Annotated in this window: 15 protein-coding genes; 13 read left to right on the top strand and 2 right to left on the bottom strand. The window is 63.4% G+C overall.

Going from position 1 to position 14,135, the window contains the following annotated elements:
- The first annotated feature begins 1 nt into the window (after position 1).
- The 7 genes from D3I60_RS07575 to D3I60_RS07545 all read left to right on the top strand — a co-directional run bounded on the left by D3I60_RS07575 (position 2) and on the right by D3I60_RS07545 (position 6,652).
- Entirely contained in the window at positions 2-1,525 is a 1,524-nt protein-coding gene (locus D3I60_RS07575) for an APC family permease (protein ID WP_262775521.1), read from the top strand.
- Positions 1,522-1,929: a helix-turn-helix transcriptional regulator gene (locus D3I60_RS07570; protein ID WP_262775520.1), complete on the top strand. Its 408-nt coding sequence runs from the start codon at positions 1,522-1,524 to the stop codon at positions 1,927-1,929. Before D3I60_RS07575 ends, D3I60_RS07570 begins: the two co-directional genes overlap by 4 nt.
- A 19-nt stretch (positions 1,930-1,948) precedes the next feature.
- Positions 1,949-2,359: a VOC family protein gene (locus tag D3I60_RS07565; RefSeq protein ID WP_139467215.1), complete on the top strand. Its 411-nt coding sequence runs from the start codon at positions 1,949-1,951 to the stop codon at positions 2,357-2,359.
- Positions 2,360-2,364: 5 nt separating this feature from the next.
- A complete protein-coding gene (locus D3I60_RS07560; RefSeq protein WP_262775519.1) occupies positions 2,365-4,737 on the top strand; it encodes an excinuclease ABC subunit UvrA in 2,373 nt (790 codons plus the stop codon).
- A 170-nt stretch (positions 4,738-4,907) separates the two neighbouring features.
- Positions 4,908-5,345, top strand: coding sequence for a transglycosylase family protein (locus D3I60_RS07555; protein WP_262775518.1), 438 nt, complete (start codon positions 4,908-4,910; stop codon positions 5,343-5,345).
- Positions 5,346-5,659: 314 nt separating this feature from the next.
- On the top strand, positions 5,660-6,085 hold the full coding sequence (locus D3I60_RS07550) for a DUF1801 domain-containing protein (protein ID WP_262775517.1): 426 nt from the start codon (positions 5,660-5,662) through the stop codon (positions 6,083-6,085).
- 48 nt (positions 6,086-6,133) lie between these two features.
- On the top strand, positions 6,134-6,652 hold the full coding sequence (locus D3I60_RS07545; protein WP_262775516.1) for a hotdog fold domain-containing protein: 519 nt from the start codon (positions 6,134-6,136) through the stop codon (positions 6,650-6,652).
- Positions 6,653-6,689: 37 nt separating this feature from the next.
- On the opposite strand, the gene D3I60_RS07540 is transcribed toward D3I60_RS07545, so the two are convergent.
- Positions 6,690-7,250, bottom strand: a complete 561-nt coding sequence (locus tag D3I60_RS07540; protein WP_262775515.1) for a maleylpyruvate isomerase N-terminal domain-containing protein — start codon at positions 7,248-7,250, stop codon at positions 6,690-6,692.
- A 242-nt stretch (positions 7,251-7,492) separates the two neighbouring features.
- Here D3I60_RS07540 and D3I60_RS07535 point away from each other — a divergent pair, with 242 nt between their 5' ends.
- The 5 genes from D3I60_RS07535 to D3I60_RS07515 all read left to right on the top strand — a co-directional run bounded on the left by D3I60_RS07535 (position 7,493) and on the right by D3I60_RS07515 (position 12,437).
- The gene (locus D3I60_RS07535) at positions 7,493-8,239 is read left to right on the top strand and encodes a DUF5058 family protein (protein ID WP_262775514.1); all 747 of its coding nucleotides are present in this window, start codon (positions 7,493-7,495) and stop codon (positions 8,237-8,239) included.
- A gap of 9 nt (positions 8,240-8,248) precedes the next feature.
- The gene (locus D3I60_RS07530; protein ID WP_262775513.1) at positions 8,249-8,986 is read left to right on the top strand and encodes a hypothetical protein; all 738 of its coding nucleotides are present in this window, start codon (positions 8,249-8,251) and stop codon (positions 8,984-8,986) included.
- A gap of 104 nt (positions 8,987-9,090) precedes the next feature.
- Entirely contained in the window at positions 9,091-10,332 is a 1,242-nt protein-coding gene (locus D3I60_RS07525) for an amidohydrolase (RefSeq protein ID WP_262775512.1), read from the top strand.
- Positions 10,329-11,762: an amidase gene (locus tag D3I60_RS07520; RefSeq protein WP_262775511.1), complete on the top strand. Its 1,434-nt coding sequence runs from the start codon at positions 10,329-10,331 to the stop codon at positions 11,760-11,762. Before D3I60_RS07525 ends, D3I60_RS07520 begins: the two co-directional genes overlap by 4 nt.
- Before the next feature lie 159 nt (positions 11,763-11,921).
- A complete protein-coding gene (locus tag D3I60_RS07515) occupies positions 11,922-12,437 on the top strand; it encodes a ferritin (protein ID WP_139467206.1) in 516 nt (171 codons plus the stop codon).
- Between the two features lie 144 nt (positions 12,438-12,581).
- Here D3I60_RS07515 and D3I60_RS07510 read toward each other — a convergent pair whose 3' ends face one another.
- Complete coding sequence (locus tag D3I60_RS07510) at positions 12,582-13,514, bottom strand: AEC family transporter (protein WP_262775510.1); 933 nt, start codon at positions 13,512-13,514, stop codon at positions 12,582-12,584.
- Between the two features lie 82 nt (positions 13,515-13,596).
- On the opposite strand from D3I60_RS07510, the gene D3I60_RS07505 reads away from it, so the two are divergent.
- A complete protein-coding gene (locus tag D3I60_RS07505; protein ID WP_262775509.1) occupies positions 13,597-14,067 on the top strand; it encodes an Hsp20/alpha crystallin family protein in 471 nt (156 codons plus the stop codon).
- Positions 14,068-14,135 lie beyond the last annotated feature (68 nt).

Below are 14,135 nucleotides of genomic sequence, written 5' to 3'. Positions count from 1 at the left end.
GATGAGCAGCACACAGCCGTCACCGTCGACGAACACGAGCGGACTGAGCTCTAAAGGACTCTCCGCCGGCAAGATCGGAGCCATCGGGGGAGCCGTCATCGGCATCTCCTGCATCGCTCCGGCCTATACACTGACCTCGGGACTGGGTCCGACGATCTCCGAGGTCGGGGTGCACACCCCGGCCGTGCTGCTCATCGGCTTCGTGCCGATGCTCCTCGTCGTCTTCGGCTACCGCGAACTGAACACCGCGATGCCGGATTCGGGCACGACGTTCACGTGGGCGACCAGAGCGTTCGGGCCATGGCTGGGCTGGATGGGCGGCTGGGGACTCGTCGCCGCCACCGTCCTTGTGCTGTCCAACCTCGCGGCCGTGGCCGTCGACTTCCTCTTCCTTCTGCTGTCCCAGGTGTTCTCCGATCCGTCCATCGCCGAACTCACACGAGTGCTGTGGATCAACATCCCCGTGACGATCATCATCACCGCCGCTGCGGCCTGGGTGTCGTATCGGGGAGTCGAAGCCACCGAGAAGCTGCAGGTGTGGCTGGTCGCCTTCCAGGTGCTGGCGCTGGGCTGGTTCGTCGTCGCCGCGATGGTGCAGGCTTCCAACGGCACCTCCTACGATCCGACACCGGTGTCTCTCGACTGGTTCAATCCGCTGTCTGCCGGCGACTTCTCCACCGTCGCTGCGGCCGTATCGCTGTCGATCTTCCTGTTCTGGGGCTGGGACACGGTGATCACGATGAACGAGGAAGCGAAGGATCCGGAGAAGACTCCGGGCCGTGCGGCCATGCTCACGATCATCGGGATCGTCATCATCTACATCGCCTGTACGATCGCCGTCATCTCCTTTGCAGGAGTCGGCACCGAAGGGCTGGGAGCGGGCAATCCCGATAACCAGGAATCGATCTTCGCCTCACTCGCCGGCCCGGTCATGGGGCCCTTTGCAGTGCTCGTGTCCGTTGCGGTGCTCTCATCTTCCCTGTCCTCGCTGCAGGCGACGATGGTCTCGCCCTCGCGGACGATCCTGGCGATGGGCCACTACGGGGCGCTTCCGGAGAAGTACGGTCGGGTCTCTCCCCGCTACAAGTCCCCATCGGTCGCCACCGTCACCTCGGCGGGGGCCGCGATCATCTTCTATGTCGTCATGCGCCTGCTCTCGGAGAACGCTCTGTGGGACACGATCACTGCGCTGGGACTCATGGTCTGCTTCTACTACGGCATCACGGGTCTGGCCTGCATCTGGTATTTCCGACGCAGCCTTTTCGCCTCGACCCGCACGTTCTTCTACCGGTTCCTGTTCCCGCTCATCGGGGGCGTGACCCTGCTGATCATCTTCATCACAACCGCAATCGACTCGCTCGACCCCGACTACGGTTCGGGATCCTCGGTCTTCGGCGTCGGACTTGTCTTCGTCCTCGGCATCGGGGTGCTGGCCCTGGGCGTGGTCATCATGATCATCCAATCCGTCCGCCATCCCGACTTCTTCCGCGGACGCACCCTGAAACAGGGAGTCGACGAGGGGTGAACGAACAGCTGGTGGCTCTGCGCCGAGTCCGGGACCGCATCGACCGCGAGTTCGACCAGCCCTTGAGCGTGGAGGCCCTGGCCACAGGCGTGCACATGTCCGCCGGGCACCTCAGCCGCCAGTTCAGATCGGCCTTCGGCGAATCGCCGTATTCGTATCTCATGACGCGCAGGATCGAACGGGCCATGGCCCTCATCCGCCGCGGCGATCTCACGATCACCGAGATCTGCTTCACCGTCGGCTTCTCGTCCCTGGGCACCTTCAGCACTCGCTTCAGCGAACTCGTCGGACTCTCACCGACCCGTTACCGCGACGGAGTCGCCGCAGGCGAGCACCGGCTGCCGACGATCGTGGTGAAGAATGCACTGAGACCGGTCAGGAATCGAGAAGTCCCACCGAGCTGAGCAGTCTACGATTGCTGACATGGACATCTCGATCAACGCCAGCTTCCTGCCGCACACCGATGCGGAAGAATCCCTGACCTTCTACCGTGACATCCTCGGCTTCGAGCTGCGCCTCGACGTCGGTGCCGGACGCATGCGCTGGCTGACTGTGGGACCGGTCGGCCAACCCGATACATCGATCGTGCTCACCCCTCCCGTGACCGACCCGACGATCAGCGACACCGAACGGGAGACCATCGAAAGACTCATCGCCAAGGGCAGCTATGCCGCGATCGTGCTCGCGACACCGAACGTCGATGAGGCCTTCGCCGAGGTGGAGGCGAAGGGCGCCGACATCGTACAGGAGCCGATGGACCAGCCCTATGGTCTGCGAGACTGCGCCCTGCGGGACCCCGCCGGGAACATGATCCGCATCCAGCAGAGAGACTGACACCAGTGCACAGTGCAGACAGCCACGACCTCATCCGTGTCAGCGGCGCCAGGGAGAACAACCTCAAGAACGTCAGTGTCGAGATCCCCAAGCGCCGTCTCACGGTCTTCACCGGCGTCTCCGGCTCCGGCAAGAGCTCGCTCGTCTTCCACACCATCGCCGCCGAGTCCCAGCGGATGATCAACGAGACCTACTCCGCCTTCGTCCAAGGCTTCATGCCGGCGATGGCCCGACCCGAGGTCGACGTCCTCGAGGGACTGACGACGGCCATCCTCGTCGACCAGGAGCGGATCGGGGCGAACCCGCGCTCCACGGTTGGCACGGTCTCTGACATCAATGCGAAGCTGCGCACCCTCTTCGCGCGTCTGGCAGAACCGAACCTCGGATCGACGAATGCGTATTCCTTCAACGTCGCCACCCTGAGCGGCAAGGGCGCGGTGACCATCGACAAGGGCGAGGGCAAACAGGTCGAACGGAAGTCATTCTCCGTCAACGGCGGCATGTGCTCGCACTGCGAGGGCATGGGCACAGCCACAGAAATCTCCATCGCCGAGGTGGTCGATGAGTCGAAATCTCTCAATGACGGAGCTATTACCGTCCCCGGGTACAAACCCGGCGGCTGGTCGGTGCGCATGTTCTCCGAATCCGGGTACTTCGATCCGGACAAACCGGTCGCCGATTTCGATGAGAAGGAGCGGCACTATCTGCTCTATGCCGAAGGCGAGAAGGTCAGGATCAATGGCACCAACATCACCTTCGACGGGCTGATCCCGCGGATCCAACGGTCGTTCCTGTCCAAGGACCGGGATTCGATGCAGAAGCACATCCGTGAATTCGTCGACCGTGCCGTCGTCTTCACCACCTGCCCGGAATGCGCAGGGACACGGCTCAACGGAGCCGCCCGGTCCTCGCTGATCGCCGGCAAATCGATCGCTGATGTCTGCGCTCTGCAGATCTCGGACATCACGGGTTGGTTGGACCAGATCGAGCCGGGAGCCGCCTCGGCGCTGCTCGATTCCCTGCGCGCGGATGTGCGCGCCTTCAACGACATCGGCCTCGGATATCTGTCCTTGGACAGATCGGCTGGATCGCTGTCCGGGGGAGAGGTGCAGCGGATCAAACTGGTCCGCCATCTCGGGTCCTCGCTCACGGACGTCACCTACGTCTTCGACGAACCGACGATCGGCCTGCACCCACACGACATCCGATCGATGAACGACCTCCTGCTGGCGCTGCGGGACAAAGGGAACACGGTGCTCGTCGTCGAACACAAACCCGAGACGATCCTCATCGCCGACCACATCGTCGATCTCGGACCCGGAGCCGGCAGCAACGGGGGAGAGGTCACCTTCACCGGCACCGTCGAAGGCCTCCGGGCATCCGGTACGCTCACCGGTCGCCACCTCGGATACACGGCGTCGCTCAGGGAAACGGTGCGGGAACCGGCGGGAGCTCTCGAGATCCGCAACGCCGGGTCGCACAATCTGCGAGATGTCGATGTCGACGTGCCCCTCGGCGTGCTCACCGTCGTCACCGGCGTCGCAGGATCCGGTAAGAGCAGCCTCATCGAGGGATCTCTGCGTGGACGTGATGGGGTCGTGATGATCGATCAGGCTCCGATCAGGGGATCCCGGCGCAGCAACCCAGCCACGTATACAGGGATGCTCGAACCCATTCGGAAGGCATTCGCGAAGGCCAATGGGGTCAAGCCCGCTCTCTTCAGCGCGAACTCCGAAGGTGCTTGTCCCGTATGCAACGGGGCCGGAATCATCTATTCGGATATGGCGCTCATGGGCGGCGTGTCCGCACCCTGCGACGAGTGCGAGGGCAAGGGTTTCCAAGCCGAGGTGCTCGAGTTCACCTTGGGCGGACTGAATATCCGTGAGGTCCTCGACCTGCCGGTAGACACAGCCATCGAGCATTTCGGTGCGGGGGAGTCGCGTATCCCCGCGGTCGTGAAGATTCTGAAGATCCTCGCCGAGGTGGGACTCGGCTATGTCAGCCTCGGTCAGCCGCTGACGACTCTGTCCGGGGGAGAGCGGCAGAGATTGAAGTTGGCTGTTCATCTGTCGGCGAAGGCCGCTGATGCCGCTCAGGTGATCATCCTCGACGAACCGACGACCGGTCTGCACTTGGCCGATGTCGAGAATCTGCTGCAGCTCCTCGACGGGCTCGTCGATTCGGGGCGGACCGTCATCGTCATCGAACACCATCAGGCCGTGATGGCTCACGCCGATCACATCATCGACCTGGGGCCCGGCGCCGGCCATGACGGAGGGGCGATCGTCTTCGAAGGCAGCCCGACTGAGCTGGTCGCAGGGGCGAAGGCGAATGGATCGCTGACCGCGGAGCATCTGGCACAGTATGTGAATTCCTGACTGGGGGAGCCGCTGCTCTTCAGGCCTCACTCAGGTTCCGCAGAGACGATTCGGATGCTGAATTCACGGTCTCGGGTTCAAATGCGGCAGTTGATTCGTTACCGTGTATAACGGCTCGGTAACGACCGGGTTACAGAACCGAAACGCAGTCGTACTTTGGAGAAGACACAGTGAACCTCTACAGCACAAGCCTCCGCAAGGTCGCCCTGCTCGTCGGCGCCGGCGCTGTCGCGGCCGCCGGACTGACCGGAATGAGCGCAGGGCAGCCGGCCCAGGCATCTGAGAAGGGCGTCTGGGACAAGGTCGCCGAATGTGAATCCGGCGGAGACTGGCACATCAACACCGGCAACGGATACTACGGCGGACTGCAGTTCTCCAAGCAGACCTGGAACGGCTTCGGCGGTTCGGGCACTGCGGATGAGCACAGCAAGAAGGAACAGATCCGGATTGCTCAGAAGGTCCTCAAGGAGCAGGGACCGGGCGCATGGCCGACCTGCGGCGAGAAGGCCGGACTGACGAAGTCCAATGGCGCTGCCGATGACGGAGGCGGCAAGAAGGACGACGGCGGCAAGGTCGGCCTCGGCGGCCACGTCACCGTCGGCAGCTGAGACCACACGATGATCTGACGATCAACGATCTGCAGGCATGGACACGTGCGCTGTGCTCGTGATCATGGAATGGCCGTGAGTGATCCGTGCGTCGCTCACGGCCATTTCTGTCGGTGAGGGTCGTCACCGTGCATTGTGCTTTGGTGTTGGGAGCGTCATTCGTGAGTTTCGAGGCTCCTCTCTGTCTTCGGGTAGAACGCCGATAATATACATTATGTTAAGTAACGACATTGAGCCGGTCCCCGTGGTGCGCAGTCACAGTTGAGTCCGGCGATCTGAGCCTGTTATCCATCAGGCCGACACCAGGGGGCGAAATGGCGACGAAGCAACCTGCAATGCGACCGACAGGCGAACCCGTCGGTGACGTGCTCGTGCGTGCAGGCGGTCCCAGGCGCGCCGAGGCCGACCGCCTGCGCGAGATCCTCGCAGAGATCTCCGGCGAGGAACCTGTGGTGTGGGCCTCGCGCATCATCGGATTCGGCGAGGTCGAGTATCGCTGCGAATCAGGGCATGGCGGCAGGATGCCGGTTCTCGCGTACTCCCCTGCTGCGCGTCAGCACACGATCTATCTCACGAGCGACTATGAGGTCCGCTGGCCCGACCTGGCCTCCAGGCTCGGCAAGTACCGCAGCGGCACGTCGTGCCTGTATCTCACGCGCTTGAATGATGTCGACGAATCGGTGCTGCGTGAACTCCTCGAGCGCACTCGTGACCACACGCTCGCCGAATGGTCCGACTGATAGCATTTGTACTGAACAGTAACTCAGATCACAGCAAAGGGCGCCTCCATGACCGCAGACACCACAGCCGTGCACACCGACGAATCGGCACCCACTTTCAAGCTCTGGAAGAAGATGCAGGAGATGCCTCTGGGCGGCCTCGTCGGTTCATGGCTGTTCTCCCAGGGCATCTGCTTCAAAGCACCCTACTTCCGTACTGTGCGCCCGCAGATCAAAGAGCTGCGACCCGGGCTGTGTCGCGTCACTGCGCCTAACCGCCGTGGAATGCACAACCATATCGGCACCTATCACGCGATCGCGTCGTGCAATATGGCCGAAGTCGCCGCCGGCGTCATGACGGAAGCGACCGTGCCGCCCACTCACCGCTGGATCCCGGCGGGAATGACCGTGGAATACAACGCCAAGGCCAGCAAAGGGCCGGTCACGGCCGTCACCCGGCTTGAAGAGATCCCCGAATTCGGCGAGGAGAAGTTCGACCTGGTCGTCCCCGTGGATGTCTTCGACGCGAATGGCATCGCCTTCGTCACCGCACGCATCACCATGTACATCTCACCGAAGAAGCGCTGAAGCACCGCAGTTCCAGCCGGTCACCGTTTGGAGCCCGTCACCGGCCCGACAGCAGCAGCACGCGCTGAGCGTGCGTGACTCCCTCGCCGATCGGGCGTGGCGGCCTGTATCCGCCCTCGGCACCCAGAGCGATGATGAGATCGCCGAGGTCGGTTGAGATGAACTCGGCAAGGCTCTCATCGATCGGCCAGTCATGTCCGGTGCCGCGCGAGAGGTCAGCCGCATGGAGTGCGAGCTCGAGGATGCGCATCTGCACCAGCTGCGTGCCAGGGATGCTACCGATCCGATGAGCGACCGGCGCGTGAAGGTCGCATTCGTTCACCAGTGCTCTGAACGACCTCTCATGAGTCCAGAAGGATTCGATCATGTCCTCTCCGAGGTGATCGGCTCCCCTGGTGGCTTCGACCTCCTCCGTGCTCGCCTGCTCCAGCAGCTTCGTGTAGCGGACTCCCCCGCCGATCAGGTGATTGACGAGCTCCGCATTCGACCATTGCGCCGCCCCGCTCGGCCGATTCAGATCGGAGGTGCGGACGCGATGGAGGGCTGTGGCCCAACCTGCTTCTGCCTGATCGAGCTGAGTTGTAGCGACATCGTCCATGCCCTCAGCCTAAGTCCGAATACCCGGGCCGGTACCCGACGATCTCGGGTGATGTCGTTCTGCAAGGCGGGACGGGCGTCGGATATCGCTCCGATGAATCTCGAGTGTCGAGAACTTCTGGTCAAACCATGGTCCTGACCGATTGGTCAGTATAGGTTGTTCCTGCGCACTGCGTGATGGTATGCCAATATGGCTTGCCGTCTTGCGCCCCTGCAACTCGACAATGAAGTGAGGAGCTGACCATGACCGTGGCCAGCGGTTCGGCCGACTACATCGGCCTCGCAAACGCCCCGATTCTCTGGATACTCGCGATGGCGGTGATGGGCGTAGTCGTCGTTCAATCACTCATCTATATGACCGCGGTGAAGAAGAACGCCGAGTCCGCGGGTATGAGCCAACAGGAGGTCCGTTCGGCCTTCCGCGCCGGCGGTGTCGCCGCCATCGGGCCATCGCTGTCGGTGGTCCTCGTCGCCATCGCTCTGCTGCCGCTGTTCGGCACTCCCCCGGTGATCGTCCGCGTCGGACTCATCGGGTCCGCCGCCACCGAGGTCGCATCTGCGTCCCTGGCGGCAGGCACCATGGGTGCCAACCTCGGCGATGAGACCTTCACCCGGGGAGTCTTCATCGTCGCCCTCATGGCGATGAGCCTCTCGGGCGCCGGCTGGATGATCTCCACCCTCATCCTCACCCCGATCTTCAAACGCAGCTCTCACAAGCTCGAGAAGGTCAATCCCGCACTTATGTCGATTATCCCGGGCGCGGCGCTGCTCGCGGCCTTCGCGGCGCTGACCTTCCGTGAGCTGCCGAAGTCACCGACCCATGTCATCGCCGTCATCGTCTCGGCAGTGGTGATGAGCATCTGCCTGCTGCTCGCCAGGACGCTCAAACAGAACTGGCTGAAGGAATGGGGCCTGGGAATCTCCCTGCTCATCGGCCTCGTCGCCGCCTATTTCGCCCACTATGCCGGTCTCGGCATGCCCGAAGCCTGAGGAGAGAACATGTCATCGATCATCACATCACCCTCGCATGCGGCATTCGAGCGCACCACCAGCCGGTGGGGCTCGATCACGCTCTTCATCGGCTTCCTCATCGCCACCTCGGTGCCCTTCTATCTGCTCTTCGTCGCGGACGCGGACATCGACTTCGGAGAGGTCCTCAAGGGATTCCTCGCCGTCTTCGCCGTCTATGGAGTCTTCTACATCGTCGAACCGCTCACGTACTTCCCGATCCTCGGTCCCGCCGGAATGTACCAGGCTTTCATGATCGGCAACGTCTCGAACAAACTGCTGCCCTCGGCGATCGTCGCTCAGGACACGATCGGGGCGAAGCCGGGCACACGCAAGGGCGAATATGCGGCGACGATGGCCATCTGCGGCGCCGCGATCATCCACGTCGCCTCGATGATCATCTTCGTCGGCATCCTCGGCACCTGGCTCGTCTCCCTCATTCCCGAGCCCGTGACCCTCGTTGCGAAGCTCTACATCCTCCCGGCCATCCTCGGCGGCGTCACCGTCCAGCTCATCGCGTCGCTCAAGCAACTCAAGTCGACGCTCATCGCCCTCGGTATGGCGGCGCTGGTCATCCTCGTCCTCGTTCGGCTGGTTCCCGTGCTCGCCCCCGGCGACGTGGCCATCGTCGTGTTCCTGACCATCCTCATCACATGGTTCACCCGCAACAAGGCGGTCACGGACAAGCGACCCGACAGCGACGGCACCGACACCGTCGGAATCAACTGACGACGGCAGCCGACGGAATGCGGTCGTCGCTCAACTGCCGAGACTCACCCCCGCATCCGACAATTCCTGCCAAAATGGCACCAGACCACTGCAGAAAGGACATCATGTCTCTCAACCCCGCATTCCGCGCGTCGATCAGTGCTGATCTCGACCAGGCGATCGCCGACTACAAGCACTTCCACCGCACTCCCGAGCTGTCGATGCAGGAGACGAACACCGCGGCGGAGATCGCCTCCAAGCTCCAGGCGCTGGGACTGACCACGCACACCTTCGGCGGAACCGGAGTCGTCGCCGTGATCGAGAACGGCGAAGGGCCGGTCATCGGCTACCGCGCCGACATCGACGGGCTGCCGATCAGTGAGGACACCGGCCTCGACTATGCCTCAACCGCGGACGGGACTCTTCCCGACGGCGAGACGACGAAGGTCATGCACGGCTGCGGCCACGACACTCACATCACAGTCGGTCTCTACCTTGCCAAGCACCTCGTCGCACACAGGGACCTGTGGTCGGGAACAGTCGTCATGCTCTTCCAGCCCGGTGAGGAGACCGGCCAAGGTGCGCGCGCCATGCTCGATGACGGGCTCTGGGATGAGATCGTGCGCCCCGACGTCATCTTCGGTCAGCACGTGTGGCCCGGTGCCGCCGGTCACCTCTACGTCAGCAGCGGCACCGCCATGGCGATGTCCGACTGCCTGCGCGTGACCGTCAGGGGCAAGCAGGCACACGGGTCCCAGCCGGAGAACGCGATCGACCCGATCGTCCTCGGCGCCTATATGATCACCCGCCTCCAGTCGGTCGTGTCACGCGAGATCTCCGGCAACGACATGGCCGTCGTCACCGTCGGCACCTTCCACGGCGGACTCAAGGAGAACATCATCCCCGACTCCGCAGAGTTCAAACTCAATATCCGCACCTTCAACGAGGAGGTCCGCGAAGTCGTTCTCGACCGCGTCCGACGGGTCATCCTCGCCGAGGCGCTGGCGTCCGGAGCGCCGGAGCCCGAGATCGAGGAGATGTACCGGTTCCCGCGCTGTTTCAACGACCCGGCGGAGACGGAGTCGTTCCTCACCCATGCCGGAGCCGAACTCGGAACCGATCAGGTCCACCTCGATAAGCCGGCCACCGGCAGCGAGGACGTCGGAGCGTTCGGCGATGACATCGGAGTCCCGTACGTGTACTGGTTCTTCGGCGGCTACTCCCCCTCGAAATTCGAAGGCGAAGAGACCCCACCCGGAAATCACTCCCCGTTCTTCGCCCCCGATGACGTCGAGACCACTCTCGAGACCGGCATCAGAGCCGCGCTGTCCGCGGTGCTGAGCAAGGTCGGAAAGGACCGCGCATGAGCGAGGAGATGCTGTGGTGGTCGACCCGTGAGCTGGCCGGCCGGATCGCCGCCAAGGAGGTCTCGGCCCGGGAGGCGTTGCAGGCTCACCTCGACCGCATCGATGAGGTCAATCCCGCTCTCAATGCCGTGATCACCCGTGATGACGAGGCCGCCTTTGCTCAAGCTGATGCCGCCGACGCAGCAACCGCCCGCGGTGAAAGCCTCGGCGCACTGCACGGAGTGCCGATGACGCATAAGGACACTCACGACACGGCGGGAATGCGGACGACCTGGGGTTCGCCGCTCATGGCCGACCGCGTGCCCGAATCGGATGCGCTCATAATCGCCCGCCTCAAGTCTGCCGGAATCACGACGACGGGCAAGACGAATGTGCCCGAGTTCGCTGCCGGCTCGCACACCTTCAATGAAGTGTTCGGAACGACCGTGAACCCGTATGACCGGACGAAGTCCGCTTCGGGATCCTCCGGCGGAGTCGGAGCGGTGCTCGCGGCAGGCATCCAGGCCTCCGGGGACGGATCGGATATGGGCGGATCGCTGCGGTCGCCAGCATCGTTCAACAACGTCGTGGGGTTGCGACCGAGCAACGGACGCATCCCGCATGTGCCACCGGGCAATCCGTTTGCGTGGCTGGGCCAGAGCGGTTTCATGGCTCGCACGGTCTCCGATGTGGCGCTGCTCATGTCGGTGGCCTCCGGGCCGCATCCTTCGGCGCCGGAATCGATCCTGGAATCGGGCAGTGTCTTCGACCTCCCGGAGTTCGCACTCGACGCTGACCGCTCCCCCGACCTCGCCGGACTGCGGGTCGGCTTCAACCCCGACCTGGATGGACTGCTTCCGGTCGAATCCGAGGTGAAGGAGATCGTCGCGTCCGCAGCGCCGGTGTTCGGCAGCCTCGGTGCGCATGTGGACGAACAGATCCCGGATCTCACGGACGCCGACGAGGTGTTCAACGTCCGCCGCGCCCTCGACTTCGTGGGCTCGTGGGGCGATCTGTATGAGGCGCACCCAGACAGAATCAAGGAATCGGTCCGGTGGAACATCCGCATGGGCCTCGACCTCACAGGTGCCGAGGTGGCTTCGGCCGAATCAGCCCGCATCCGCCTGCATGCGGAAGTCGACAGCTATTTCGCCGACCACGACGTACTCGTGCTCACCACGTCCCAGGTCCTGCCGTTCGATGCGGACATCGAGTATCCCCGGCAGATCAATGGGGTGCAGCTTGAGAATTATCTCGATTGGATGCGGGCACTGTGCCTGATCTCGGCGACCGGCTGCCCCGCGATCTCGGTGCCTGCCGGCTTCTCGGCTTCCGGCCTGCCTGTGGGTGTGCAGATCGTGGCCAAGCCCGGTGCGGACGTCGAGCTGCTGCGAGTCGCTCATGCTTTCGAAGCCGCCACCGGTCATCACCTCAGACGGCCAGACCTCTGATCGGCATTAGTCGCAGGACGCTGCGTCGGTCTAGGCAGGTATGGCATACCTGGGCAGAGTTTGCCGAGCCTTTCCACACTGGAACGGTTCTAGAAAAGGTGTCAGGATATTCTCTAAGCAGGCGGAACGGATCCGCCTCGAACCGCAAAGGAGTAAAAGATGCACCTGAGCCCCGCCATGCAGAAGGTCCTCAACGAGCAGGTCACCCTCGAACTCGAAGCCTCGTTGGTCTACCTCCAGCTCTCCATCCAGCTCGATGATCTCGATCTGCCCGGAATGACGCGCTGGATGCGCGCCCAGTCCGAAGAAGAGCAGGTTCACGCCGCTAAGTTCACCCAGCACTGCCTCGACCGCGGCTTCGCCCCTCAGATCGGCGATATCGCTGCTCCGAAGGTCTCCGGTTCGCAGCCGATCGACTTCTTCAAGGCTGCACTGGCCCACGAGGAGAAGGTCTCGGAGTCCATCCGCAACATCTACCGCACCGCTCAGGACGAGGCCGACCTCGATGTCCTGCCGCTGCTCCACTGGTTCATCGACGAGCAGGTCGAGGAGGAGTCGAGCATCTCCGAGATCATCGGTCGCCTCGAGCGCGTCGGCAACGACGGTGCCGGCGTGCTGCGCATCGACTCCGAACTCGGCTCACGCCACCCTGATATCACCGCCGACAGCGAGTGAGAACTGCATGACCGCTCCGGCTCAGCGCTCAGAGCGAGTCCTGAGTCGAGTGTGAACTCGAATCGAGTACTCAAGCTGCCGATCCCAGCACGGGATCGGCAGCTTCGTATTCGGGCCCGAGGTTGCGGGGAGACCGGTCCGTCCTCAGCCGAGGACCGACTTGCCGATGAGCAGCACGACGGGCAGGGTCACGAGCATGATGACAGTCTGACCGGCGATGAGTGCGGCCATGAGCTTCGCATCTCCCCCGAGCTGCCGGGCCATGACATAGCCCGAGCTCGCCGTGGCGATCGATTGGAAGAGCAGTCCGACCAGCGCCGACACCGTCGGGACTGCCAAGAGAGACAGTGCGGCGAGGGACAGCCCCGGCAGCACGATCAGCTTGACGATCGTCGAGGCGATGATGGCCCGTGCATGTGCACGCATCGAGAATGCCTGCAGACCGGCGCCGACGCAGAGGAGCCCGATGGGCAGCGAGGCGGCCGCCAAGGGGTCGAAGACCGTGGCCGCCGCGTCCGGCAGACCCAGACCGCTGACATTGGCCGCGGTTCCGGCGACGCAGCCGAGTACGAGAGGATTCGTCACGATCGCCTTGAACAGCGCGAGCAGCGAGCTCGGTCCGGTGCGCAGGAACTCGAAGCCGAGGCTCGAGATGACATTCACCGTGGGGACGAGGATCGCTGCGACGATCGCGGCCACGGCGCTGCCTTCGGAACCGAACAGGCTGCCCGCCAACGATAGGCCGATATACGTGTTGAAGCGGATCCCACCTTGGAGCACGGAGGTGAAGGCCGGAAGATCGCGGGCGATGATCCGGCGGGCGAGGACGATGCCCAGGGACACGATCACGGTGGGGATGACGAGCGCTGCGGCCAAGCGCGCGAGCGGGACATGGGCCACGTCCACCTCGGCGACGGAGGTGAAGAGGAGCACCGGAAGGAGACAGTAGTACGCGAGCTTCTCCGCGCCCGACCAGAATTCCGGACTCCGAAATCCCGGCAGTCTCTTCAGGACGAGCCCGAAGGCGATGAGCGCCGTGACGGGAAGAAGGGCGAGGAGTATGGGAACCAGGCTCACAGACTGAGAATTTCATGAGTTTGGAATCATTTCAAAGTTGAGTGTGTTTGACTCAATGTAGGACCCGAACGAAAGGAAGCACATGGCTACACGTTTCGACCCCATCCGTGACCTCGACCGATTCTTCTCCGAGGTGACCCGCACCCCGAACGCCACCACTTTGCCGATGGACCTCTACCGCGACGGCGAAGTCTTCATCGCCCGCATCGATATGCCCGGAGTCGATCCGAGCAGCATCGATGTCGATGTCGAAGACCGCACGCTCACGGTTCGCGCTCGCCGCGAGTCCGAGGTCGCCGACAAGGACGTGAAGTGGCTGACCCGAGAACGCACCAACGGCACCTATGCTCGCCAGCTCACGCTCGGCAACCGGGTAGCGCTGGATCGCATCCGCGCCGACTACAGCGACGGTGTCCTCACGCTGACGATCCCCGTCGCCGAAGAGGCCCGCCCCCGGAAGATCTCCGTTTCGCATTCAGCCGGACAGACCTCCCCCGAGGTAGTCGAATCGTCCTCGTCCGACGAACCCCGCTCCCCCGGCCTCGACAGCTGACACCGGCACCGGAATCGAACTAAATCACGGTGGCCGAGGTTCGGACGCCGAGGCGTTTCCCGGTTGCC

The organism is Brevibacterium permense (assembly GCF_025506275.1).
Taxonomy (GTDB): Bacteria; Actinomycetota; Actinomycetes; order Actinomycetales; family Brevibacteriaceae; genus Brevibacterium; species Brevibacterium permense_A.
This window is presented reverse-complemented; position numbering and strand designations above follow the sequence as displayed.